The following is a 24,596-nucleotide window of genomic DNA, read 5'->3' as shown; positions in this document are numbered from 1 at the left end:
GCCATACCCCATGCCCTACGGAGCATAGCGGATGCCGTCGTCAACAGCCCCGACGTCACCCACGGCATCCGGCCGGGAGAAGGCGCACCGACAACCGCCTTCTCCCGGTTCTCCTCCGGGCCGGTCCAAGGAGACCAATATGTCCAAGAGTCTCTACATAGCGGCCACCGAGGCCCGCAGCGGCAAATCCGCCATCGTCCTCGGCGTCATGCACCTGTTGCGCGCCAATCTCCAGAACGTGGCCGTGTTCCGCCCGGTCATCAACGATCCGCTGGACGGCCGCCGCGACCACGACATCGACCTGCTGCTCCGCCACTTCAAGCTCGACCAGCCCTATGAGCGGACCTACGGCTACACCCTGAGCGAGGCGCGCAGGCTGATCAACAGTGGAAACAAGGCCCTGCTCTTGGAGAACACCCTGAACAAATTCAAGGAGCTGGAAAAGGAATACGACTTCGTCCTGTGCGAAGGCACGGACTACATCGGCGGCAGCGCCACCCTGGAATTCGAGATCAACGCGGCCATCGTCTCCAACCTGGGCTGCCCGGTCCTGCTCGTGGTCAACGGCCTGGACCGTTCGGACGACGAACTGTGCAGTTCGGCCCAGCGCACGGTGGAGATATTCGAGGAGCGCGGCCTGGAGGTCCTGGGGCTGATCGTCAACCGCGCCCGGCCGGACTTCTCCCCCGAGACCCTCAAGGACCTGAAGGCCCGGACGCGCACCGCGCACCCCCTGTTGACCTATGCCATCCCGGACGACAAGCGGTTGGGCAACCCGACCATCCACGACGTCATCAAGTGGCTGGACGCCAAGGTCCTCTACGGGCACGGCAGCCTGGACACCCCGGTGGACAGCTTCCTGACCGCGGCCATGCACATCACCCATTTCCTGGAATACATCGAGGACGGCGCCCTGATCATCACCCCGGGCGACCGCATGGACATCATCCTGGCGGCCATTTCCTCGCGCCAGTCCGCCTCCTACGGGAACATCGCGGGCATGGTCCTGACCGGCGGCATCCAGCCGTCCGTGGCCATGCACCGACTCATCGAAGGCTGGACCGGCGTGCCCCTGCCCATACTGAGCGTGACGGACCACACCTTCAAGGCCACCCAGACCCTCCAGGCCCTGCACGGGACCATTGACCCCGAGCACCCGACCAAGATCGCTTCGGCCATAGGCCTGTTCGAGGCCCGGGTGGACATCGAGGAACTGCGCGACCGGCTGGTGACCACCCAGTCCACCAAGATCACGCCGATCATGTTCGAGTACAACCTTATCGAGACGGCCCGGGCCCGGCGCATGCGCATTGTCCTGCCCGAGGGGTCGAGCGAACGCATCCTCCGGGCCATCGAGATATTGCAACGGCGCAACGTGGCGGACATCACCCTGCTCGGCGACCCGGAGGCCGTCGCGGCCCAGGCCGCCGCCCTCGGCGTGCAGCTCAACGGCGCGCAGGTGGTGGACCCGGCGGCGTCCCCGCAGTTCGAGGACTACGCCCGGCGCTACTTCGAGGCCCGCAAGCACAAGGGCATCCGCATGGAGGATGCCCGCGACCGCATCGTGGACCCCACGTATTTCGGGACCATGATGGTCCACGCCGGACACGCCGACGGCATGGTCTCCGGCTCCGTGACCACCACGGCCCAGACCATCCGGCCCGCCTTCGAATTCATCAAGACCCGGCCGGACGCCTCCATCGTCTCGTCCGTGTTCCTCATGTGCATGGGCGACCGCGTAGTCTGTTTCGGCGATTGCGCGGTCAACCCGAAGCCCGACGCCCGGCAACTGGCCGAAATTGCCCTGAACTCGGCCCAGACCGCCCGGCTCTTCGGCATCGACCCGTATGTGGCCATGCTCTCCTATTCCACGGGCGGATCCGGCTCAGGCGCGGACGTGGACAAGGTCGTGGAGGCCACGGCCATCGCCAAGACCCTGGCCGAGGAGCGCGGCCTGACCCTGCCCATCGAAGGGCCGTTGCAGTACGACGCGGCTGTGGATCCCGAAGTGGCCCGAACCAAACTGCCCGGCTCCGAAGTGGCGGGCAAGGCCACGGTCTTCATCTTCCCGGATCTGAACACCGGCAACAACACCTACAAGGCGGTGCAACGGGCCGTGCCCGGCTCCGTGGCCATCGGCCCGGTCCTCCAGGGACTGAACAAGCCGGTCAACGACCTGTCGCGCGGCTGCCGCGTGCGCGACATCGTCAACACCGTGGCCATCACCGCCATCCAGGCCCAGGCTCAAAGGAGCATCTAGCATGCACATCCTGGTCATCAACTCCGGCAGTTCGTCCCTCAAGTACCAGCTCATCGACATGGCCGACGACCGGGTCATGGCCTTGGGCGTCATCGAACGCATTGGCGAGGAGATGGGTTCCATCACCCAGAAATCCAACCCGGACAAATGGCCCGACGCCAAGTCCGTGGAGCACCGGGTCATTCCGAATCACAAGGCGGCCATGGGGCTCATGGTGGACAAGCTCATCGGCGAGGACTGGGGCGTCATCGACTCCCTGACCGACATCGACGCCGTGGGCCACCGCGTGGTCCAGGGCGGCGAGTCCTTCTCGGCTCCGGTCCTGGTGGATGCGGATGTGGTCGAGACCATCCGCGACAACATTCCCCTGGCACCGCTGCACGCCGCAAACCTGGCGGGCATCGAGGTCGCCCTGGAACTCTTCCCCAACACGCCCAACGTGACCGTGTTCGACACCGAATTCCACCAGACCATGCCGCCCAAGGCATATCTCTATCCCGTGCCCATGGACCTCTATACGGATCTCAAAATCCGCAAGTACGGCTTCCACGGCACCTCGCACAAATACGTCACCCGCGAGGCCGCCGCCTTCCTCGGCAAGCCCGTGGGCGAGACCGACCTGATCACCGCCCACCTGGGCAACGGCTGCTCCATGGCCGCGGTCAAACGCGGCCGGTGCGTGGACACGACCATGGGGCTGACGCCCCTGGCAGGGCTGATGATGGGCACCCGTTCGGGCGATGTGGACCCGGCCCTGTTCCCATTCATCGCCCAGCACCGGAAAATGTCCGTAGTCGAGGTGGACACCCTGCTCAACAAGCAAAGCGGCCTGCTCGGCATCTGCGGCCTGAACGACATGCGCGACGTGCACGCTGCCCGCAAGCGGGGCGACGAGCAAGCCCAGCTCGCCTTCGAGATGTTCGCCTACCGGGTCAAGGCCCGCATCGGGGCCTACCTGGCCGTGCTCGGCCGGGCCGACGCCGTGGTCTTCACCGCGGGTATCGGCGAGAACGACGACGCCGTCCGGGCCGCCGCCTGCGAAGGACTGGAAGGGCTCGGCATCAAACTCTCCCCGGAACGCAACACGACGCGCGAACCAGGCGTGCGACGCATCAGTACCGACGACAGCCCGGTGGCCGTCCTGGTGGTCCCCACCAACGAAGAGATGGAGATCGCCCACGCCACTCAGGCTCTTGTCGAGGCGTAACCATATAGCGACCCGCAACAAGCATCAAAAAAAACGGAGCACGACATGTCCAAAATGAAAACCATGGACGGCAACACCGCCGCCGCCTGGGTGGCCTACGCCATGAGCGAAACCGCCGCCATCTATCCCATTACTCCCTCCTCCACCATGGGCGAAATCGCCGACGAGTGGGCAGCCCAGGACAAACGAAACGTCTTCGGCCACCCCTTGAAGATCCGCCAGATGCAATCCGAGGCGGGCGCGGCGGGCGCGGTCCACGGGTCCCTGGCCGGAGGGGCGCTGACGACCACTTTCACCGCGTCCCAAGGGCTGCTGTTGATGATCCCGAATATGTATAAGATAGCGGGCGAACTGCTGCCCTGCGTGTTCCACGTCTCGGCCCGCGCCGTGGCCGGACATGCCCTGTCCATCTTCGGCGATCACCAGGACGTCATGGCCTGCCGCCAGACCGGCTTCGCCATGCTCGCGGCCGCTTCGGTCCAGGAGGTCATGGACCTCTCCCTGGTGGCCCACCTGTCCACGGTGGAGGCGTCGGTGCCTTTCGTCTCCTTCTTCGACGGGTTCCGCACCTCCCACGAAATCCAGAAGATCGAAACCATCGATTACGCGGACATGAAGCCGCTCCTGAACATGGACAAGGTAGCCGAGTTCCGCGCCCGGGCCATGAACCCCGAACACCCGAACATTCGCGGCACCGCCCAGAACCCGGACATCTATTTCCAGGGACGCGAGGCGGCCAATTCCAACTATGACGTCATCCCGGCCATCGTCGAGGAATACATGGACCGCGTCTCGGCCCTGACCGGCCGGGCGTACAAACCCTTCGACTATGTGGGCGCGCCCGACGCCGAGCGGGTCATCGTCTCCATGGGCTCTTCCTGCGAGACCATCGAGGAAGTGGTCAACCGCCTGGTCGCGGACGGCGAAAAGGTCGGCCTGATCAAGGTCCGGCTGTACCGGCCCTTCTCCGCCGCCCACTTCCTGTCCGTGCTGCCCGCCGCCTGCAAGCGGCTCGCGGTCCTCGACAGAACCAAGGAACCCGGCGCGCAGGGCGATCCCCTGTATCAGGACATCTGCGCCGTGCTCCTGGAGCACGGCGACGGCCCCGCCGTGGTCGGCGGGCGCTACGGCCTGGGCTCCAAGGAATTCACTCCGGCTATGGTCAAAGCCGTCTTCGACAACCTGGCCTCGTCCTCTCCCAAGCCCCGCTTCACCGTGGGCATCGACGACGATGTGACGAACTCCTCCCTCGTCCTGACCGGGACCCTGGACACGACCCCCCAAGGCACCGTGCAGTGCAAGTTCTGGGGTCTCGGTTCGGACGGGACGGTGGGCGCGAACAAGCAGGCCATCAAGATCATCGGCGACAACACCGACATGTACGCCCAGGGCTACTTCGCCTATGACTCCAAGAAGTCCGGCGGCATCACCATCTCCCACCTGCGTTTCGGCCACGCCCCCATCCAGTCCACCTACCTGGTGACCGCCGCCGACTACGTGGCTTGCCACAACCCGAGTTACGTGCACCTCTACGATGTGCTCGAAGGCATCAAGGACGGCGGAACCTTCGTCCTGAACTGCCCCTGGACCGGCGACGAAATCGAAAAACAACTCCCGGCCGCCATGCGCCGGACCATCGCGCAAAAGCATCTCCGATTCTACACCGTGGACGCGGTCGAGATCGCGGGCGCGGTCGGCCTGGGCGGGCGCATCAACATGGTCATGCAGACAGCCTTCTTCAAGCTGGCCGACGTCATCCCCTTCGACCAGGCGGTCAGCCTGCTCAAGGACGGCATCGACAAGGCCTACGGCAAGAAGGGGCAGAAGATCGTGGACATGAACTGCGCCGCCGTGGACAAGGCCGCGGACGCCCTGGTCAAGGTGGACGTCCCCGAGACCTGGGCGAACCTGGCCGACGAGCCCGCTCCCGAAGCTGACGAGCCCGCCTACGTCAAGAATGTCATGCGCCCGATGCTGGCCCAGAAGGGCGACACCCTGCCGGTATCGGTTTTTTCCACGGACGGAACCATGCCGTCGGCCACCTCCAAATACGAGAAGCGCGGCGTGGCCATCAACGTGCCTCGGTGGATCGCGGAGAACTGCATCCAGTGCAACCAGTGCGCCTTCGTCTGCCCCCACGCCGCCCTGCGCCCGGTCCTGCTGACCGAGGCCGACGCGACGGGCGCGCCCGAAACCTTCATCACGGTCGAAGCCAAAGGAAAGGACGTCAAGGGGATGCGCTACCGCATGCAGGTCAACACCCTGGACTGCCTGGGCTGCGGGAACTGCGCCGACATCTGCCCGGCCAAGGAAAAGGCGCTGGTCATGAAGCCCATCGCCACCCAGACCCCGGACCAGGTGCCCAACTTCGACTTCGCCGAGGCCGTATCCTACAAGGACGCCTTCAAACGCGACACGGTCAAGGGCTCCCAGTTCCGCCAGTCGCTCATGGAGTTCTCCGGGGCCTGCGCGGGCTGCGGCGAGACCCCCTACGTCAAGGTCCTGACCCAGCTCTTCGGCGAGCGCATGGTCATCGCCAACGCCACCGGCTGCTCCTCCATCTGGGGCGCTTCGGCCCCCTCCACGCCATACTGCGTCAACCGCGACGGATTCGGCCCGGCCTGGGGCAATTCCCTGTTCGAGGACGCGGCCGAATTCGGCTACGGCATCAACATGGGGCTGAACAACCGCCGCGAAATCCTCACGGCCAACTGCCAAAAGGCCCTTGAAACCGCCACCGGCGCCGTGAAGACGGCCCTGACCGACTGGCTGGCCGCCAAGGACGATCCCGAGACCTCCGCCGAAACCGGCGCGGCCCTGAAATCCGCCCTGTCCGGTGCCGACGACGAAACCCTCAAAAATATCGCGGCCGACGCCGACCTGTTCACCAAGAAATCCGTGTGGATCTTCGGCGGCGACGGCTGGGCCTACGACATCGGCTACGGCGGCGTGGACCACGTGCTGGCCTCCGGCGAGGACATCAACATCCTGGTCCTGGACACCGAGGTCTACTCCAACACCGGCGGGCAGTCCTCCAAAGCCACCCCGCTCGGCTCCATCGCCAAGTTCGCGGCCGCGGGCAAGCGCACCGGCAAGAAGGACCTCGGCCGCATGGCCATGACCTACGGCTACGTCTACGTGGCCTCCGTCTCCATGGGCGCGGACAAGCAGCAGCTCCTCAAGGCCTTCCGCGAAGCCGAGGCCTACGCGGGGCCCTCGCTGGTCATCTGCTACGCCCCGTGCATCAACCAGGGCATCAAGAAGGGCATGGGCAAGACTCAGCTCGAACAAAAACTGGCCGTGGATTCGGGCTACTGGCCGCTCTACCGCTTCGACCCCGAACGCGCCGACAAAGGCGAGAACCCGTTCCAGCTCGATTCCAAGGCCCCGGACGGCACACTTCAGGAATTCCTGTCCGGCGAAAACCGTTACGCCATGCTGGAACGGTTCCACCCGGACCTGTCCAAGACCTATCGCGCCAAGATCGAAGAGGATTACGACAAGCGGTACGCCGCCCTCAACCGCATGGCCGAGGCCGCGCCCGTCACCGCTGAAACCGAAGATCCCGCCGTCTGCGCGACCGGCATCTCCGCCGAAAGCCCCGGCTCCGGAGAGCCGTGCGACGACGGCCGTTAACCGACAATAACGCGGGTGGAGTTTTGTGACCGCAACTTGCAAAATATACTCCTAAGGAACCACGCCCGCGTTATGGGCCTCCCGCCCCCGGCGGGAGGCCCTCTTCTTTTGGGAAGAAGCCTCCCCTTTCCCCGGTCCCCATCCCCTCCTTTTCCCAGCCTTTTTATTGCCGCTTCACGGGGGAGGGGGCGGAATGCAGGTGGTTGAATCAACACCATATCCGCAAAGGAAAAGAAGCTCGATAAAACAAGAACTTACGAGCCAGCCCCCCACGGAGTGGCGACGGAAGGTTCTGGACGCCGAAGGCACAAAAAAAGGGACGCCCCGGAGGGCGTCCCTTTTTTTATTCGTTTCCGATCCGGCTTAGTTGTGCGCGGTCACGGAGTCGGCCTGAACCTCGGTGTACATGAGGTCGCTGACGATCTTGCCGTTAACGTCCACATCGGCATTGGTGATGGCGGCCTTGTTGGATTCGGCATTCTTCATGTGCACGAGGAGTTCGCCGGTATTGTCGGCAAACAGCACGCTGTCGTCGTTGATGACCTTGACGATGTGCCCGTGCAGGGCAACACCGGTGTCCACGCTCGATGCATTGGCTTCGGCCACGGTGTGGGCCTTCGTGTCATGGGACTGGAAAGCGCCCGCAAACGTGGTGGCGGCGGCAAACGCGGTGGCGACACTGACGGTAAATACAAACATCAGGGCAAGGGTAAAACGCTTCATGACAATATCCTCTCTTTATAAATTTATTGGCTCCCAAATACCGGTTCCCAACCGGCAACACCTTTCATCTACCACATCGTAACAAAATGTGAAGTAAAACTTCCCTCTTTAACTTATCGTTTTATTTACATTTTTAAAAAAACTTCACTTTTTAACTGATCGGTCAATCAAAATATAAGCCCTTTTCGGGGCCTGGCAAGACCACAGGCAAAAAAAAATCCCGCCGCCGCAACCGGGAAAGGGATACTGCCGAAAGGACGATCCAGGCCGTCGAAGAAAACAGGTTGAAAGGTCGGGGAGCCCGCCCCGTGCCGTGATGAAGAGAGGGAAGGGGACGATCGGTTCCGGGCGATTGGACGGGAAGCCACCCTGGGGTCGGGCGGAGAGCACTCCACGGCTTAGCGCGGCGAGAGACCCTCCCGGATCACGCGTCCCACTACCTTATAAGAGAAAGGACTCTGGTCACCTCAAGCAGAGGAAGTTGTCCGCTCATGGGAGTCTGGCGCTGGTTGGAGGGATCCGCACCGGCAACCCCGGAACGATTCTCGTTTGATCTCAACACACCACAAATCCAGCGGGAGTGAAGCCGAAAGCCGCGCCGGAAGACGGGCGGGATCGGGCGGAATCTACTTCCCGTCGGGCAGGGCCCCGTGGAGAAAGATATCGATACACTGGCGGAAATGGGCAATGCGCTCCTCCCGACAGGTCCAGCCGAACCCGCCCAGGGCGTCGAGGAAGACCGCGCCGGTGAACATATCCAAGAGCATGTGGGCAGCCTGGTTGGTATCGCCGATGACCAGCCTGCCCAGGCTACACTGTCGATCCAGCCAGACGGCCAGCCCGTCCAGGGCCTTCTGGCCGCCGTGGTGGCGCAGGATTGCCAGCAATTGGGGGTGATGCAGGGACTCCAAGTTGGCCGTACGCAAAAAGCCCGCGCGCAGCTCGTAGTCATCCTGATTCATGTCGATCATGAATATGCGCGCCAGGGCCTGGTCCAGGGGGAGGTCGTCGTGACTGCTTTCCAGGTCGATCATTTTCAGACGATGGGCCTCGACCACGGCCGCGAACAGGTCTATCTTGCCGGGAAAGAGCCGGTACAGGGTCTGTTTGGATATACGGCACCGGGAAGCGATCTCGCTGGTGCAGGTGCCGGCGTACCCCTTGCGCACGAAGAGCTTTTCCGCCGTCTGGACGATTCGCCGGCGGCGCTCACCATCGGGCACGGCCTTGGGCCGACCGCGCCTCGTCTTCTCTTCCGTGCCCACCTGACTCCCTCCATTTAACATTTTTTCACCAATTAACCGATTGACAGCGGGGCCCGTCGTCCCTATGAGTACTGCCTGGTACCGTAAATGACGTCGCTTCCAAGCGTCAAGGAGGAATCCGCATTGCAGATCCTGTCCAAGAGCCATTTTTTTTCTAGCATAAGCCGTGCTGCGGCCATGCCTATACTCCTCATCTTCCTGTTCGCCCTGACCGGGTTGGCCGGGTGCGAGGACAAGACCCCCGAAGCCAAAGCCACCCGGGCCCCGGTCCAGGTCGGCGTGGAGAACCTGCGTCCGCAGTCCGTGCTCCTGACCACCGAACTGCCAGGCCGGACAGCGGCCTCGCTCGTGGCCGACGTCCGCCCGCAGGTGGACGGCATTATCCGCGAACGGCTCTTCCGCGAGGGCAGCGAAGTCAAGGCGGGCGACGTGCTCTACCGCATTGAGCCGTCCTCCTATCGAGCCGCCTACGACAGCGCCGTGGCCGCCCTGAAAAAGGCCCAGGCCGCCCTGCCCAGTTCCGAGAACAAGGCCCAACGGTACTCCGAACTGATCAAGGACAAGGCCATCAGCTCCCAGGACTACGAGGATGCCCGAGCCATCTACGAATCCGACCGGGCCGCCGTGGCCGCCGCCGCGGCCGAAGTGGAACGCGCGCGCATCAACCTCGCCTACACCGAAATCAAGGCCCCCATCAGCGGACGCATCGAAAAATCCGCCCTTACGCCCGGCGCGCTGGTTACCGCCAACCAAAGCTTCCCGCTGACCACCATCCGGCGGCTCGACCCGATCAACGTGGACATGACCCAGTCGAGCACCAGCCTGCTCAACCTGCGCCAGGCCATCGCCTCCGGGCGCATCCACGTGACCGGCACGACCATGGCCGTGAAGCTGAAGCTCGACAACGGGACCCTCTACTCCTACTCCGGCTCCCTGGAGTTCTCCGAAACCAAGGTCGACGAGGGCACCGGCACCTTCACCGTGCGCGCCGAGTTCCCCAACCCGAACCGCCTGCTCCTGCCCGGCATGTACGTCCGCGCCGTCATCGAGGAAGGCGTGGTGGACAATTGCTACCTGGTTCCCCAGCGAGCGGTCAGCCGGAACACCAAGGGCGAGCCCGTGGCCCTGTTCGTCAACAAGGACAACAAGATCGAACAGCGGGTCCTGTCGATCAGCCGCAACGTGGGCAACTCCTGGCTGGTGGAATCCGGCATCCAGGCCGGCGACAAGCTGGTGGTCGAGGGCTCCCAGTTCGTGGGCATCGGCCAGGCCGTGACCACCAAGGAGATGGTCGTGGACGACGCCACCGGCAGCGTCAAGCCCGTGGAGGATGCAACCCCCGCACAGACCGCGCCAGCGGGTGCGGAAGGCTAACCCGATCATGTCCGAATTTTTCATCAAACGGCCCATCTTCGCCTGGGTCATCGCCATCGTCATCATGCTCGCGGGCCTGCTGGCCCTCGACACCCTGTCCATTTCCCAGTACCCGGACATCGCGCCCACCTCGGTACGGGTCAACTGCAATTACCCCGGCGCGGACGCCAAGACCGTGGAGAACTCGGTGACCAAGGTCATCGAGCAGGGCATGACCGGCATCGACAACCTCGACTACATGACCTCCACGTCCACCTCTACGGGAGAGTCGGAGATCACTCTGACCTTCACCAACGCGGCCAACCCCGACGTGGCCCAGATGCAGGTCCAAAACAAGCTCCAGCAGGTCACCTCGCAACTGCCGGACGTGGTCGAAAACAACGGCGTCAGCGTGACCAAGTCCTCGGCCAGCTTCCTCATGGTCATCGGCTTCGTGTCTTCGGACGGCAGCATGTCCTCGGTGGACATCGCCGACTACGTAGACAGCTCCCTGAACGACACCCTGAAGCGCGTCAAAGGCGTGGGCGACACCCAGCTCTTCGCCTCGGCCTACGCCATGCGCATCTGGCTCAACCCGGACAAGCTGGCCGGATATTCGCTCATGCCCGGCGATGTGGCCAAGGCCATCGAAGCGCAAAACACCCAGATCTCCGCAGGCCAGCTCGGCGGCCTGCCCGCCGTGAAGGGCCAGCAGCTCAACGCCACCATCACCGCCCGCAGCCGCCTGCAAACGGCCGATCAATTCCGCAACATCATCCTGAAGAGTTCCGCCAACGGCTCCATCGTCCGCCTGTCCGACGTGGCCGAGGTCGAACTCGGGGCCGAAAGCTATACCACCAACGGCCTGTACAACGGCATGCCGTCGGCGGGCCTGGCCATCAAGCTGGCTACCGGCGCCAACGCCATCCAGACCGCCGAGGCCGTGGAAGCGGCCATCGCCAAGCTCTCGCCGACTTTCCCCCGGGGCATCGAGGTGGTCTATCCCTACGACACCACCCCGTTCGTCAAGCTGTCCATCGCCGACGTGATCGAGACGCTGATCGAGGCCATCATCCTGGTCTTCCTGGTCATGTTCCTCTTCCTGCAGAACATCCGGGCCACCTTTATCCCGACCATCGCCGTGCCCGTGGTCCTGCTCGGAACCTTCGCGGTGCTCTCGGTGGCCGGGTATTCCATCAACACCCTGACCATGTTCGCCATGGTCCTGGCCATCGGCCTGCTCGTGGATGACGCCATCGTGGTGGTGGAAAACGTGGAACGCGTCATGGCCACCGAGGGGCTCAGCCCGCGCGAGGCCACGCGCAAGTCCATGAAGGAAATCTCCGGGGCCCTGGTGGGCATCGCCACGGTCCTGTCCGCGGTCTTCGTGCCCATGGCCTTCTTCGGCGGGTCCGTGGGCGTCATCTACCGCCAGTTCTCCCTGACCATCGTCTCGGCCATGATCCTTTCGGTCCTGGTGGCCCTGATACTGACCCCGGCCCTGTGCGCCTCCATCCTGCGGCCCGTGAACCACAATAAGCCGCTTTGCTGCTTCCGCTGGTTCAACCGCTGGTTCGACCGCTCCACCGAGGCCTACCACGACGGCACGGCCTGGATTCTACAGCGCACCGGCCGCTGCCTGATCATCTTCCTGCTCCTCACGGCAGCCATGGGCTGGATGTTCGCCAAGCTGCCGAGTTCGTTCCTCCCCATGGAGGACCAGGGCATCCTCATCGCCAGCGCCCAGCTCCCGGTGGGTGCCACCGAGGAGCGCACTCAGCGGGTCCTGGACAAGGTAACCAAGTATTTCCGCACCCAGGAAAAAGAGGCCGTGGAGGGCGTCTTCACCACCGTGGGTTTCAGCTTCAGCGGTGCGGGCCAAAACGTGGGCATCGCCTTCATCCGGCTCAAGCCCTTCGAGGAACGGCATTCCCCGGCCCTGTCGGCCCAGGCCGTGGCCGGCCGCGCCATGGGCGCGTTTTCGCAGATCCACGAAGCCCGCATCTTCGCCCTGGCCCCGCCCGCCATCCACGGCATGGGCACGTCCAACGGCTTCGACTTCTTCCTCCAGGACATCAAGGGCGCCGGGCATGAAAAACTCATGCAGGTGCGCAACCAGTTCCTGGGCATGGCCACCCAGAGCCCGCTGCTGTCCAACACCCGTCCCAACGGCCAGGAGGACCAGCCGCAGTACCATATCGACATCGACCCGGAAAAGGCCAGCGCCCTGGGGCTCTCCTTCTCGGACATCAACACGACCCTGTCCACAGCCTGGGGCAGTGACTACGTCAACGACTTCATCGACCGGGGCCGCGTCAAGCCCGTGTATTTGCAGGGCGACGCGCAGTTCCGCATGCAGCCGAGTGACGTGAACCGCTGGTTCGTGCGCAACGATAAAGGCGGCATGGTCCCGTTCGCGTCCTTCGCCTCGGGTCGGTGGGCCTACGACTCCCCCCGGCTGGAGCGCTACAACGGTTCATCGGCCGTTGAGATCCAGGGCCAGGCGGCCCGGGGGGTCAGCTCCGGCGACGCCATGAAGGAAGTCGCCCGGCTCGTCTCCCAGTTGCCCGCTGGCTTCAACCTCCAGTGGACCGGGCTGTCGGCCCAGGAGGAACTCTCCGGCAACCAGGCCGCGCCCCTCTACGCCCTGTCCATCCTGGTGGTCTTCCTCTGCCTGGCGGCTCTGTATGAAAGCTGGTCCATCCCGTTCGCGGTCATCCTCGCGGTGCCCGTGGGCATCTTCGGCGCCCTGCTGGCGGCCACCCTCTTCGGCCAGAGCAACGACGTCTACTTCAAGGTCGGCCTGCTGACCACCATCGGCCTGGCCGCCAAGAACGCCATTCTCATCGTGGAGTTCGCCGTGGCCCAACAGGAACAGGGAGCCGGAGTCATCGAGGCCACTCTGACCGCCGCGCGACTCAGGTTGCGGCCCATCCTGATGACCTCCTTCGCCTTCATCCTCGGCGTGACCCCCCTGGCCGTGGCTTCGGGCGCGGGCTCGGGCGCGCAGAACTCCGTGGGTATCGGCGTCATGGGCGGCATGATCGCAGCCACCGTGCTGGGAATCTTCTTTATTCCCCTGCTCTACGTGGGGCTGCGCAAGGTCTTCAAGTTCAAACCCACCGAGCACTTCGACGACGAGCCCGCACCGGTCAAGCCGGACACGCCGGTTTACCCGGACGGCGCGGCCTAGCCGCTCCGCACCACGCGCAACACGGCCGCGTCCCGACATCCGGGGCGCGGCCTTTTTCGTCGTGCCGAAAGGCGTCCGTACCGCCGCAATCAGGACGCGGCCGGACCGTTTGCAAAATGGGGAACCGGGAAGCTACGCCTCCGTCAGCCGCCAGGCGTTGGCGTAGACATCGAAGGAACGCCCGCGCAGACGGCCCACCAGGGTGATGCCCCGTTCCAGAGCCACGGCCACGCCCGACGTGGTGGCGGCGGAAAAGCCGCACAGCACCGGGATGCCCGCCCGGGCCGCCTTGCCCGCCATCTCCGCGGCGATCCGCGAGGAAAGCATGGCGATGGCCGCCCGGCCAAGAGTCCCTTCAAGCAGGGCCCGGCCCACAGCCTTGTCGAAGGCGTTGTGCCGCCCCACGTCCTCGCCGAAGGAAAACAGCCGCCCGTCCAGGGAGAATAACGCCGCCGCGTGGGTGGAGCCGGTGTTGCGAAAGAGATTCTGGCGGCGCTCGAAGACCTCCTTCAGCCGAAACAGTCCCTCGGGCTCGATCCGCGCGGCGGGAAGTTCCGGGACCGGGCGGATGACCGGAGAGCCGTGCAAAATCACGTCCGCGCGAGACGGGGCGCGGCAGGAAAAACCGATGCGCTCCACCTCCCCCGGCCCCTCGATCAGGCCGGCGCAGAAAAGATGGCCCACGACCAGATTCAGGTCGTCCCCGGGAGTCCGGGACAGGATCGCGTCGGGGCCGTTCTGGACACGCACCCGAAGCTCCGCCTCCACGGCGACGAGATCCTCTCCGTCCACCAGCCGCCCCTCCCGCAATCGCCGCAGGGGCATGGTACACGACCGCGAGGCTGGTTCCGGGGCGAAGAGCGGGGGAATCGTCGGGAGGCGCAGGAGCGATGTGGTCATGGAGAGCCGCCTGGATGAAATGTTACGGCGGACCGGGGAAAACCGGCCGCCGTGCCCCCTGGGCCGGGGCGTCGCGTGGACGCCCCGGCCGGAGGGAGAGGTTTGGGAGGTGTTACCCTTTCATGGCTTTGAAGGGACGCGCCAGGGTGGCGAGGAACTGCTGCTTGGTCAACGGGCCGATGTTGGCCTGGGCCACGGCATACTTGTGGTAATGCTCGGGCTTGTCGATGAGCAGGAAGATGACGTTCACCGAATCCGGGTCCGCCAACATGGCCTCGGGCCAGTCCTTCTTGAGTACGGCCAGGCGCTCACGGGCGAATTTGAGCATGTCCGCGCGTTCGCCGAACTGCATGGCCCCGGTGGGACAGGACTTGACGCAGGCGGGCGGCATGCCGTTGTGGATGCGATCGTTGCACATGGTACACTTGACCATGAGCCCGGTCTGCTCCTGCCGCCTGGGGATGTTGTAGGGGCAGGATTCGCGGATTTCCTCGAACTGCTCCTTGCTGAATCCCTTGGTCTTGTCCGTGTAGAGGATCGCCCCGGTCTTCTCGTCCTGGACGATGGCCTCCTCGATGTACATATCGCCGGTTTCCTTACACGGCGCTATCTCGCAGTGGCGGCACTGGTCCGGGAAGAAGTTCCAGCGCACCACCCCATTGTCCAGGTTCTCGCTGAACCGGACGAGTTTGTAGTTGTTGGGGTTCAGGTCCTGCGGATTCTGGTGGCTGCCCCAGCCGACCTGGTAGGTCTTGTTGGCCGGGAGCCCGTGCCACTCCTTGCAGGCTATCTGGCACCCGCGGCACGCCGTGCAACGGGAGGTATCAATCAGTATGGTTTTGGACATGACGGTCTCCTTATCTTACGGGGTGGCCAGTTCAGTGGTCTTGTCCGCCTTGCGGATATTCACGCAACTCGCCTTGTACTCCGGAATGGTCGTGTTCGGGTCGCCCACCGACGGCGTCAGCCGATTGGTGGAGTCGCCGCTGCCGGGCGTGGTCCAGCCGAAGCAGTAGGGCATGCCTATTTCGTGGATGATCCGGCCGTGCACCTTGAGCGGGCGCATGCGCACGGTGACCATGGCCACCGCCTCCACCCGGCCCCGGATGGATTCGACGATGATCACGTCGCCGTTGCTGATGCCCTTCTCCTTGGCCAATTCCGGGCTCATCTCCACGTACAGTTGCGGCTCGGCCTCAAGCAGGTTGGGCACGTTTCGGGTTTCGCCGCCGCCGCACCAATGTTCGGTCAGGCTGTAGGTGGTCAGCACGATGGGATACTTCGGGTTGGCGGGTTCGGAGAGCACGTCCATGGAACTCGAAACGAACTTGTAGACCGGGCTGTTCAACTGCTTGGAGAACAGGTTGCTCTTCACCGGGGTCTCCACCGGCTCGTAATGCTCGGGGAAGGGACCGTCCTGCCTACCCGGCCCGAAGAGATGGCCCAGGCCGTGCGTATGCATGATGAACGGGTACTTGCCCTTGCCGGTGGCCATGGGCGGCCAACCGCCGTCGGGCACGTCGCCGATCCACTTGCCATCCTTCCACTCGATGACGGCCTTGTCTGGATTGAACGGCTTGCCGTTGAGGTCCACCGAGGCGCGGTTGTACAGGATGCGCCGGTTAACCGGCCAACACCAGGACCAGTTGGGATACAGGCCGATCTTCTCCTGCATGGGGGTCTGCTTCGGATCGCGGCGCAGACACTTGTTGCCGTCCTCCTCCGTCCAACTGCCGCAGTAGAGCCAGTTCAGGCTGGAGGTCGAGCCGTCGTCGCCCAGGGCCACGAAGGACGGTACCAGCTGCCCCTTCTTGTATTGCTTGCCCTTGACCACGGTGTCGCGGGTGAAACGGCCGTTGATGCGCTGGCACAAATCCTTGGGATCGAACTTCGCGGGCCAGTCGAGCTTGAGCACCGGATCGGGGAATGTCCCGCCCTCCTTGGCGTAGAGCTCGCGGATCTTGTTCATGATGGGGACGTACATCTCGCCGAAAGGCCGCGCCTCGAACTGGGGCGGAACGGCCTGGGCGTGCCACAGCAGCCACCGGCCGGAGTTGGTCACCGAGCCGCCCTTTTCCAGCCGGTGGGCCGACGGAAGCAGGAAGAACTCGGTCTTGACCTTCTTGGGATCAACACCCGGACGGTGCCAGTTGTCCGTGGTCTCGGAGTTGTGCAGCTCGGCGCAGACGACCCAGTCCAGGTTGTCCATGGCCTTGCGGATCTTGTTGGTGTTGGGCACGCTGTTCATGGGGTTCAGTCCCATGAAGAAGCCGCCGGTCATCTCGCCCCGGAACATGCGGTCGAACATGAACAGGTAGGAATAGTCTCCGCCCTTGTCCACCTTGGGCAACAGCTCGTAACAGTAGCCGTTTTCGGCATTGGCGTTGTCGCCGAACCAGCCCTTGAGCAGGGAGGCGAAGTACTGGGGCTTGTGCTGCCACCAGTTGGCGGACTGCGGATCGTTGCTGATCGGGGTGTTGGCCTTGTTGTAGGTCGCATAGCTGTCCCACTCGTCGCACGGCATGGCCATGTAGCCGGGCAGGATGTGATAAAGCAGGGCATGGTCCGTGGACCCCTGCACGTTGGGCTCGCCGCGCAGGGCGTTGATGCCGCCGCCCGCGATGCCGATGTTGCCGAGCAGGAGCTGGATGATGCCCGAGGTGCGGATGTTCTGCACGCCCACGGTGTGCTGGGTCCAGCCCAGGGCGTAGAGCACGGTTCCGGCCTTGGTGCCGGTGCCCGTGGCCGCATAGGTCTCATACACGCGCAGCAGGGTCTTCTCCGGCACGCCCGTGGTCGAGGAGACCTTGTCCAACGAATAGCGCGAGTAGTGCTCCTTCAACAATTGGAACACGCAGCGCGGGTCCTGAAGGGTCTTGTCCCGCTTGGGCACGCCGTCGGCGTCGAACTCCAGGTTCCATTTGCTCTTGTCGTAGGAGCGGGTCTTGGGATCATACCCCGAGAACAGGCCGTCCTTGAATCCGAAGTCCTTGCCCACGATAAGCGAGGCATTGGTGTACTCGGTGACGTATTCCTTGAAGTACTTCTCGTTGTCGAGGATGTATTTGATCATGCCGCCCAAAAAGGCGATATCCGTGCCCGAGCGCAGGGGCACGTGGAAATCGGACCGGGCAGAGGTGCGCGAAAACTTCGGGTCCACATGCATGACCGTGGCACCCTTGTCTTTGGCCCGGAGCACCCACTTGAACGAGATGGGATGGTGCTCGGCGGCGTTGCTGCCCATGATCAGGATCGCATCGGCGTTCTTGATGTCGATCCAGTGATTGGTCATGGCCCCCCGGCCGAAACTCTCGCCAAGCGCGGCCACGGTGGAGCTATGGCAGACGCGCGCCTGGTGGTCCATATGGACCACGCCGAGTCCGCGGGCGAACTGGTGGGTCAGGGCACACTCCTCGTTGCTGGCGTGGGACGTGCCCATCAGGAACATGGATTCCAGACGGTTGACCTGACGGCCGGCCTTGTTCTTGGCCACGAATTCCTTGTCCCGGGTCTCCTTGACCTTGCGGGCGATGCGCTCAACCATCCAATCCCAGCTCTTCTCCTCCCACTTGTCGCTGTACGGAGCGCGATACATGGGCTTCTGCACCCGGTGATGGCTGGTGGTCATGCTGAACATGGCCGCGCCCTTGGCGCACAGGGAACCTTCGTTGATGGGGTAGTCCGGGTCGCCCTCGACGCTGACCAGTTTGCCGTTCTTGACGTAGCCGATGGCAAAACAGCTCACGGAGCAGAACGGACAGACGGTGAGCACTTCCTTCGCCCCGTCGATTTTCAGCCCGGCGGCATAGCTCTTGATCGGCGTCAGGCTGACGCCGAGTTGGGCCAGGGAAAGACACGCTGCCGATGAGGCAGTGAGCTTCAAAAATCTCCGGCGGTCACATTTCATGGATGGCCTCCTTGGTTGGGCAGAGGCGAGCACGCCGCTGCAAACTAAAAAAATACGCTGCTGATAATTCCGTCTAATTTTAAAATAAAAGTCAATTATTGCAATGTGTTAAATTGAGCAAGTAGGCAAATCGCGAAAAGATATCCGCCTGAGAAAGAGGGAAATCATCCCCTAACGACCCTGTTTTTTTGAATTTATCCATTTACGATATCAATATTTACTATTGATTTTATCTATCCTTTTGATCGTATGGCATCTTGCAGGAAAGCGCTTTTCAGTGCCGAAGTGTGGTACAGTCAGAAGCGAATGCCGAGGCCGGCAAGCGACTTTCAGCGAAGACGCGGCAGGACGAGAGCGGAGCACGCGGGGCGGCAACCCGAAGGCGTAAAAACGGGATGCAAGGGCGCGAGTCCTTGCCCGCCGGAGGCGAAATCCTTTTGATTTTCGCCGCGAAGCGGCTTTCAACGCCTGTTTTTCCCAGGGAATTAAAGGGATAATCCCAAAAAAAACCCGGCACGAGGCCGGGGTCTTTCGGGTCTGCCGAGGCGGCGGGCTACCCCGCCGCGATCTCCTCCCAAAGGAGGTCCATGATCTGCGACTTGACCCGGGAGAACTCCGGGGTCAGCGAGGCCTTGTGGTCCCGGGGGCGGGGAATGTCCACGGGTACGCGGGCCTTGATGCGCCCCGGCCGTCTGGACATGATGTAGACGTTGTCGGCCAGCAGGATGGCCTCGTCGATGTCGTGGGTGATGAACAGAATGGTGCTCGACTCCTTGCGCCAGACGTCCAGCAGCAGCTCCTGCAACAGCAGCCGGGTCTGGGCGTCCAGGGCCCCGAACGGTTCATCCATGAGCAGCATGACCGGGCTGTTGGCCAGCACACGGGCGATGGCCACGCGCTGCTTCATGCCGCCCGAAAGCTCCTTGGGCAAGGCGTTCTCGAACTCGGCCAGGCCGACCAGCTCAATGTATTTGCGGGCGATCCGCGCGCGTTTCGCCGGGGCCACGCCCTTGAGGCGCAGGCCGAACTCCACGTTTTTGCGCACGGTCAGCCAGGGGAAGAGCGTGTAGGACTGGAAGACCATGCCCCGGTCCGCGCCGGGCCCGGTGATGGGACTGCCTTCGAGCACGGCCGCGCCCGAAGAGGCCCGTTCCAGCCCGGCCACGATATTCAGCAGGGTGGACTTGCCGCAGCCGGACGGCCCGACGATGACCGCCAGTTCGCCCCGGTCCACGGTCAGGTTGATGTCCTCCAGCGCGGTCACCTCCCCCTTGTTGGAGTCGAAGACCTTGCCCAGGTTGTCGATGGAAAGCATGGTCATCGCCTCTCGCTCCAGGGGGTTATGATGCGCCCGAACAGCTTGAACAGGTAGTCGGTCAGCAAGCCGAGCACGCCGATGATGATCAGCCCGGCGAAGATCCGGTCAATGGCCAGGAAACGCTGGGCGCGCAGGATCATGTAGCCCAAGCCGGAATTGGCGGCCACCAGCTCGGCCACCACCAGGTAGGTCCAGGCCCAGCCCACGGTGATGCGCAGGTCGTCCATGATGCCCGGCAACGCGCCGGGGAACAGGACCAGCCGATAGGTCTGCATGCGGTTCGCGCCCAATGTGGCCGCGGCCCGGCTCAGGTCGGCGGGCACCGAGGACACGCTGTCGGCGACCATCAGCACCAACTGGAAGAAGGTCCCCAGGAAGATGATGGCGAATTTCTGCGCGTCGCCGATGCCGAAATAGAGCAAGGTCAGGGGGACCAGGGCCACCACCGGCAGGTAGCGGGCGAACTCCATGACCGGAGCGACCATGTGCGCGGCACGCCGCGAGGTGGCGATGAGCAACCCCAGGGGCACGGCCGTCACGGCCGCCAGGGACCAGCCGACCATGACGCGGTAGATGCTGTCCCAAGTGTACGAGAAGAGAATCCCTTCCCGGTACATCTCGCCAAAGGACAGCAAGACCTTGTGCGGCGGCGGCAGGAACAGGGGCTTGACCGAGCCGGTATAGGCCAGGGCGGCCCAGACGCCAAAAACGACGGACAGGGACGCGGCCGCCAGCCACGCCCCTCTCCGCACCGTCGGAATTCCCAATTTCATGCTAGTCCGCGTTGACGTAGTCGGAGCTGATGAGCGCGTCCACGGACACGTCCTTGGTGATGATGCCCTTGGACTTCCAGAAGGCGATGGCCCGTTCGGCGACCGCATACACGCTGTTGGCCTTGGACTTGTCGAAGAAGGCCTTGTTGTCGTCCTTGCCGATGAACGTCACGCCCGCGGCCATGTCGGCCATTTCCTGGGTTTCGAGGCCCATGGCCTTGGCCATGATCTCGTTACCCTTGTCCGGATTCTGCGCATACCAGGCAACGGCCTGATTCCAGCATCGGGTCATCTTGGCGGGCACCTCGGGATGCGCCTTGACGTAATCGGCGTTGAGCACGAACACGTCCACTATGGTCTTGGGCATGTCCTTGGAGGAGACGAGCACGTGGCCGCCCTCGCGCTGGCCCGCATTGGTCAGCCAGGGCTCCCAGGTCACGGCGGCGTCGATGCGCCCGGCCACAAAGGCGGCTCCCGCGTCGGAGGCGCCCATTTCCATAATGTTGATGTCCTTCTCATCCACGCCGTATTTGGCCAGGATGGACAAAAAGAAGAAATAGGAGGTGGAAGACTTGTCCAGGCCCACGGTCTTGCCCTTGAGGTCGGCCACGGTCTTGATCTCGCCCGAGGCGACCACGCCGTCGCCGCCCGAGGATTCGTCCATGCCGAAGACCACGACCTCGGGGGTGCCCTTGGCGTAATGGATGACCTCGCGGTCGAGCACGTTGCCCAGACCGTCGATGTTGCCGGAGGCCAACGCCGCGGCGTACTGGGCTTCATCCTCGATGATGACCAGGTCCACGTCCAGGCCTTCCTTGTCGAAGTAACCGAGTTCCTTTGCGATATATAGCGGGCCGTAACCGACCCAGGTGGCGTGGGCCACCTTCACGGGCGTACCCGCAAAGGCAGTGGAAGCACAGAGAACGAGTGCGCAGGCCAACAGGACAATGCGTTTCATGATATCTCCCTCCAGAGCGTTCGGGACGGGAAATCCCCCTCGACCGCACGCCGCCGGAACCCCTCCACGCATGTATCGGCCCGGATTTCCAACAATCCGCATTTGGTCGTCACCTGATAGTCCACTTCAGGTCGGCATGCAACAATTTCGAGCATCCGCCCCAGGCACAACCGGTCCGAAACTTGCCGGAATCACGATTTTCGCATTTTCCACCACTGCCTTTCCGCACCCGGACCGCAGCCCTGACCCAGCGGGAGCCGGGCCTTGTCTGCACCCACCAGCCTCCCGGGGGCCTATGCCCGCCCCCGGAGAGGGCGTGGCGGGCGTTGCGATGCGTGAATGCGCCGCCCGGCAGGACGCACGATCCCGAAAACGGGGATTACGCCCCCTTGCCGAAGCCGCAGGCGGGATAACGGCAAGTGGCGCAACCCTCGCAAAACCCGCCATACCCCAAAGCGAGAATGTCGTCGCGGGTCACCTCGTCGCCACTGAGGAGCCTGGGAACCACCAGGTCGAACACGCTCGCCCGATAGTACATGACGCAACCGGGAAGCCCCAACACGGGAACGCCGCCGACACGCGCCAGCATGAACATGGCCCCAGGCAGGATCGGAGCCCCGTAGGAGATCACCTCGGCCCCGGCGGCACGGATGGCGGCGGGAGTCCGGTCGTCGGGATCCACGGACATGCCGCCGGTGACCACGATGAACTCCGCGCCCTCGCCCAGGAAGCCGCGAATGGCCTTCGCTGTCATGACCTCGTCGTCGGAGACGAGCCGCTTGCCCAGGACCGTGCAGCCGTAGCTCTCGAACTTGCCTTGGACCACCGGGCCGAATTTGTCCTCGATGAGCCCATTGTAGACCTCGCTGCCGGTGACCACTATCCCCACCCGGGCGGGTTTCAGCGGCCGCAATCGGACGATCGGCCCTTCTTCCGCCAGCAGTCGTTCGGCGGCGGCGACCAAAGTTTCCGGAACGGCCAGGGGGAGCACCCGGACCCCGGCAAGTTTACGCCCCCTGCGCACGAGCTGGTTGCCGTGAATGGTGGCGAAAAGGACGTCTCCCAGGGAATTGAGCCGGAGCAAGCGCGCGGCGTCGATTTCGACCATCCCGTCCATGCCCGCGGTGAAGGTGATCTTGCCCTCCACGGGCTCGTCCAACTCCAGGCCGGGCCCGGCCGCCGCCCTGGCGATGCGGCGGGCCGCGTCGTCCTCGTGGACGAAGTCATCCGCGAGATCGAACACGTAGAGATGCTCTTTCCCGATCTTGCGCAGTTCGAAAACATCTTCCGGACGGACCACATGCCCTCTGCGGAAGCCCGGCCCCTTGCTTTTTCCGGGCACGATCCGGGTGATGTCGTGACACAATACCGTACCGACGGCTTCTTCAACATTGATGACTTTCATGCATGGCCTCCCTGTCTTCCGCCTATGGCGTGGAACACGGTGATTTGGTTTGGTGACATTCGCGGGAAAAGGGGCCGGGTTCGACGATCCGGGACCGGCCGCGAGATTCGATATCGGCAAGACGGCCCGGTCCGCCGTTTCCGGGCAGGCCCAAGGAAAGGCCGGTCGCGCGGAACGCGGCGGGCGGGGGGACTGCGCGCTCACGCCGTGCGGTCATGCCGACTCCCCATCATACGGCGCAGGCGGAAGTAATTGTCGTCCAGGCCCAGGGCGCGCATCTCCTCATAGACCTCGGGACAAACCCCTCTGGCCAGGCGGATCTGCAACTGGATCAGGTCGTCCACGTCATACTCGCCGGTATACAGGGGAGGCGCCGCGTCCGACCGCCAATAGTCGTCGGAGATGAGCCCCTGCCGCTTGGACAGCGCGTATTGCCGGGTGCCCGGCAGGATGGTGGTGATGCCTATAATGGGGGACGTGCCCGGCCGGATCTCCCGGATGAGCTCGATGGTCTCGTCAATGGTGTCCGGGGTCTCGCCGGGATTGCCGACCATGAGAAAACAGCAGGGCTCCATGCCCGCCTGATGCGTCATGCGGAAGGCCCGGCGCACCTGGGCCGTGGTGAAGCCCTTGTTGATGGACCGCAGGATGCGCGGGCTGCCGGACTCCACGCCGTAGTAGACCCGGTAGCACCCGGCCTTGCGCATCCAGCCCAGCATCTCCTCGTTGACGCAGTCCACCCGGGTCTCGGCCATCCAGACGAGATCCAGTTTCCGATCCAGTATTTCCTTGCAGATGCCGATGGTCCGCTGGGCGTTCAGCGAAAACAGGTCGTCGGAGAAATATACGTGCCGCACCCCGAGGTCGGCGACCAACTTCTCCAATTCATCTGCCACGTTGCCCGGCGAACGGAAGGCCCACTTGCCCTTGAAGAACCGGTTCACCGAGCAAAACTCGCATTTAAAGGGACACCCCCGGGAAGTCATGACGTGGGTCCCCGGAAGGGACTGGTACTGCGGGGGGATCTCCGGGGACTTGTATTCCGCCAGCTCAAAGGCGTCATAGGCCGGAAAGGGAAAGACATCCAGGTCGGTGGCGCTCTCCCGGGCCGGTGTCAGATGCACGCTTCCGTCCCGGAGAAAGGCGATGCCCCGAATATCGTCCAACTCGCGGTTCCGGACGCATTCCGGGACCGGACGCAGCCCCGTCCCCGGGGCCAAACGCCGGGCCAGTTCCACCATGGTGACTTCCCCTTCGCCCATCGCCACCAGGTCCACGTTGCCGTCGGCCAGGACCTGGTCCGGGAAAAAAGTGGCGTGGGGGCCGCCCATGACCACCGGGACGTCGGGCAGCAAACGCTTGGACAGCGCAGCCAGGCGCATGGCATTTCCCCGGCCGAAGGTGAAGCAGCTGATGCCCACCAGATCGGGATCGCTCCCGGTCAGCAGGGCCTCGACGAAAGGCCAGTCGTAGCCGTGCAAATCCAGGTAGTCCGCCGTGAACCCGTCGGCCCGCAGGGCTGAGGCCAGGGAGGCGATCCCCAGGGGCACCCAGGTCTTGGGCGGCAGCAGGTCCGCCACGAAAGTGGCCGGATTCATGAGCCGCGTGGCCGGGGGAGCCAAAAGCAGAATTTTCATGCGAACCATCCTTCCATTATGAAGCAGACGCGGCCGGACCGCCGCGAGGCGGCCCGGTTCG

General features: G+C 63.8%; 15 protein-coding genes. 5 read left to right on the top strand and 10 right to left on the bottom strand.

The window, feature by feature from the left end; all coding sequences use genetic code 11:
* The first annotated feature begins 139 nt into the window (after positions 1-139).
* From pta to nifJ, 3 genes are read left to right on the top strand one after another with little or no spacing between them, the layout of a single operon-like run.
* Entirely contained in the window at positions 140-2,260 is a 2,121-nt protein-coding gene (pta, locus tag J0909_RS08445) for a phosphate acetyltransferase (protein ID WP_207262040.1), read from the top strand.
* Between the two features lies 1 nt (position 2,261).
* Complete coding sequence (locus J0909_RS08440) at positions 2,262-3,467, top strand: acetate kinase (protein WP_207262039.1); 1,206 nt, start codon at positions 2,262-2,264, stop codon at positions 3,465-3,467.
* 45 nt (positions 3,468-3,512) lie between these two features.
* Positions 3,513-7,103 (top strand): pyruvate:ferredoxin (flavodoxin) oxidoreductase, encoded by a 3,591-nt coding sequence (gene nifJ / locus J0909_RS08435; protein WP_207262038.1) that lies wholly within the window; start codon positions 3,513-3,515, stop codon positions 7,101-7,103.
* 363 nt (positions 7,104-7,466) lie between these two features.
* Here nifJ and J0909_RS08430 read toward each other — a convergent pair whose 3' ends face one another.
* Both J0909_RS08430 and J0909_RS08425 read right to left on the bottom strand, forming a co-directional pair.
* Positions 7,467-7,826, bottom strand: coding sequence for a NirD/YgiW/YdeI family stress tolerance protein (locus J0909_RS08430; protein WP_207262037.1), 360 nt, complete (start codon positions 7,824-7,826; stop codon positions 7,467-7,469).
* A gap of 626 nt (positions 7,827-8,452) precedes the next feature.
* Positions 8,453-9,091, bottom strand: a complete 639-nt coding sequence (locus J0909_RS08425; protein ID WP_207262036.1) for a TetR/AcrR family transcriptional regulator — start codon at positions 9,089-9,091, stop codon at positions 8,453-8,455.
* Between the two features lie 177 nt (positions 9,092-9,268).
* Here J0909_RS08425 and J0909_RS08420 point away from each other — a divergent pair, with 177 nt between their 5' ends.
* The gene (locus J0909_RS08420; protein WP_286181899.1) at positions 9,269-10,465 is read left to right on the top strand and encodes an efflux RND transporter periplasmic adaptor subunit; all 1,197 of its coding nucleotides are present in this window, start codon (positions 9,269-9,271) and stop codon (positions 10,463-10,465) included.
* 7 nt (positions 10,466-10,472) lie between these two features.
* Positions 10,473-13,637 (top strand): efflux RND transporter permease subunit, encoded by a 3,165-nt coding sequence (locus tag J0909_RS08415; RefSeq protein WP_207262035.1) that lies wholly within the window; start codon positions 10,473-10,475, stop codon positions 13,635-13,637.
* Between the two features lie 132 nt (positions 13,638-13,769).
* On the opposite strand, the gene J0909_RS08410 is transcribed toward J0909_RS08415, so the two are convergent.
* The 8 genes from J0909_RS08410 to J0909_RS08375 all read right to left on the bottom strand — a co-directional run bounded on the left by J0909_RS08410 (position 13,770) and on the right by J0909_RS08375 (position 24,535).
* The gene (locus J0909_RS08410) at positions 13,770-14,537 is read right to left on the bottom strand and encodes a formate dehydrogenase accessory sulfurtransferase FdhD (RefSeq protein WP_207262034.1); all 768 of its coding nucleotides are present in this window, start codon (positions 14,535-14,537) and stop codon (positions 13,770-13,772) included.
* Between the two features lie 112 nt (positions 14,538-14,649).
* Positions 14,650-15,384 (bottom strand): 4Fe-4S dicluster domain-containing protein, encoded by a 735-nt coding sequence (locus tag J0909_RS08405; protein WP_207262033.1) that lies wholly within the window; start codon positions 15,382-15,384, stop codon positions 14,650-14,652.
* A 15-nt stretch (positions 15,385-15,399) separates the two neighbouring features.
* Entirely contained in the window at positions 15,400-18,444 is a 3,045-nt protein-coding gene (gene fdnG / locus J0909_RS08400; RefSeq protein WP_207262032.1) for a formate dehydrogenase-N subunit alpha, read from the bottom strand.
* 553 nt (positions 18,445-18,997) lie between these two features.
* Positions 18,998-19,765, bottom strand: a complete 768-nt coding sequence (locus J0909_RS08395; protein ID WP_207262029.1) for an ABC transporter ATP-binding protein — start codon at positions 19,763-19,765, stop codon at positions 18,998-19,000.
* Positions 19,762-20,535: an ABC transporter permease gene (locus J0909_RS08390; protein WP_207262028.1), complete on the bottom strand. Its 774-nt coding sequence runs from the start codon at positions 20,533-20,535 to the stop codon at positions 19,762-19,764. Before J0909_RS08390 ends, J0909_RS08395 begins: the two co-directional genes overlap by 4 nt.
* Before the next feature lies 1 nt (position 20,536).
* On the bottom strand, positions 20,537-21,493 hold the full coding sequence (locus J0909_RS08385; protein ID WP_207262027.1) for an ABC transporter substrate-binding protein: 957 nt from the start codon (positions 21,491-21,493) through the stop codon (positions 20,537-20,539).
* A 379-nt stretch (positions 21,494-21,872) separates the two neighbouring features.
* The gene (locus J0909_RS08380; RefSeq protein WP_207262026.1) at positions 21,873-22,898 is read right to left on the bottom strand and encodes a molybdopterin-binding protein; all 1,026 of its coding nucleotides are present in this window, start codon (positions 22,896-22,898) and stop codon (positions 21,873-21,875) included.
* A gap of 200 nt (positions 22,899-23,098) precedes the next feature.
* A complete protein-coding gene (locus J0909_RS08375; protein WP_207262025.1) occupies positions 23,099-24,535 on the bottom strand; it encodes a B12-binding domain-containing radical SAM protein in 1,437 nt (478 codons plus the stop codon).
* Between the last annotated feature and the right edge of the window lie 61 nt (positions 24,536-24,596).

The organism is Desulfovibrio sp. Huiquan2017 (assembly GCF_017351175.1).
Lineage (GTDB): Bacteria > Desulfobacterota > Desulfovibrionia > Desulfovibrionales > Desulfovibrionaceae > Pseudodesulfovibrio.
This window is presented reverse-complemented; position numbering and strand designations above follow the sequence as displayed.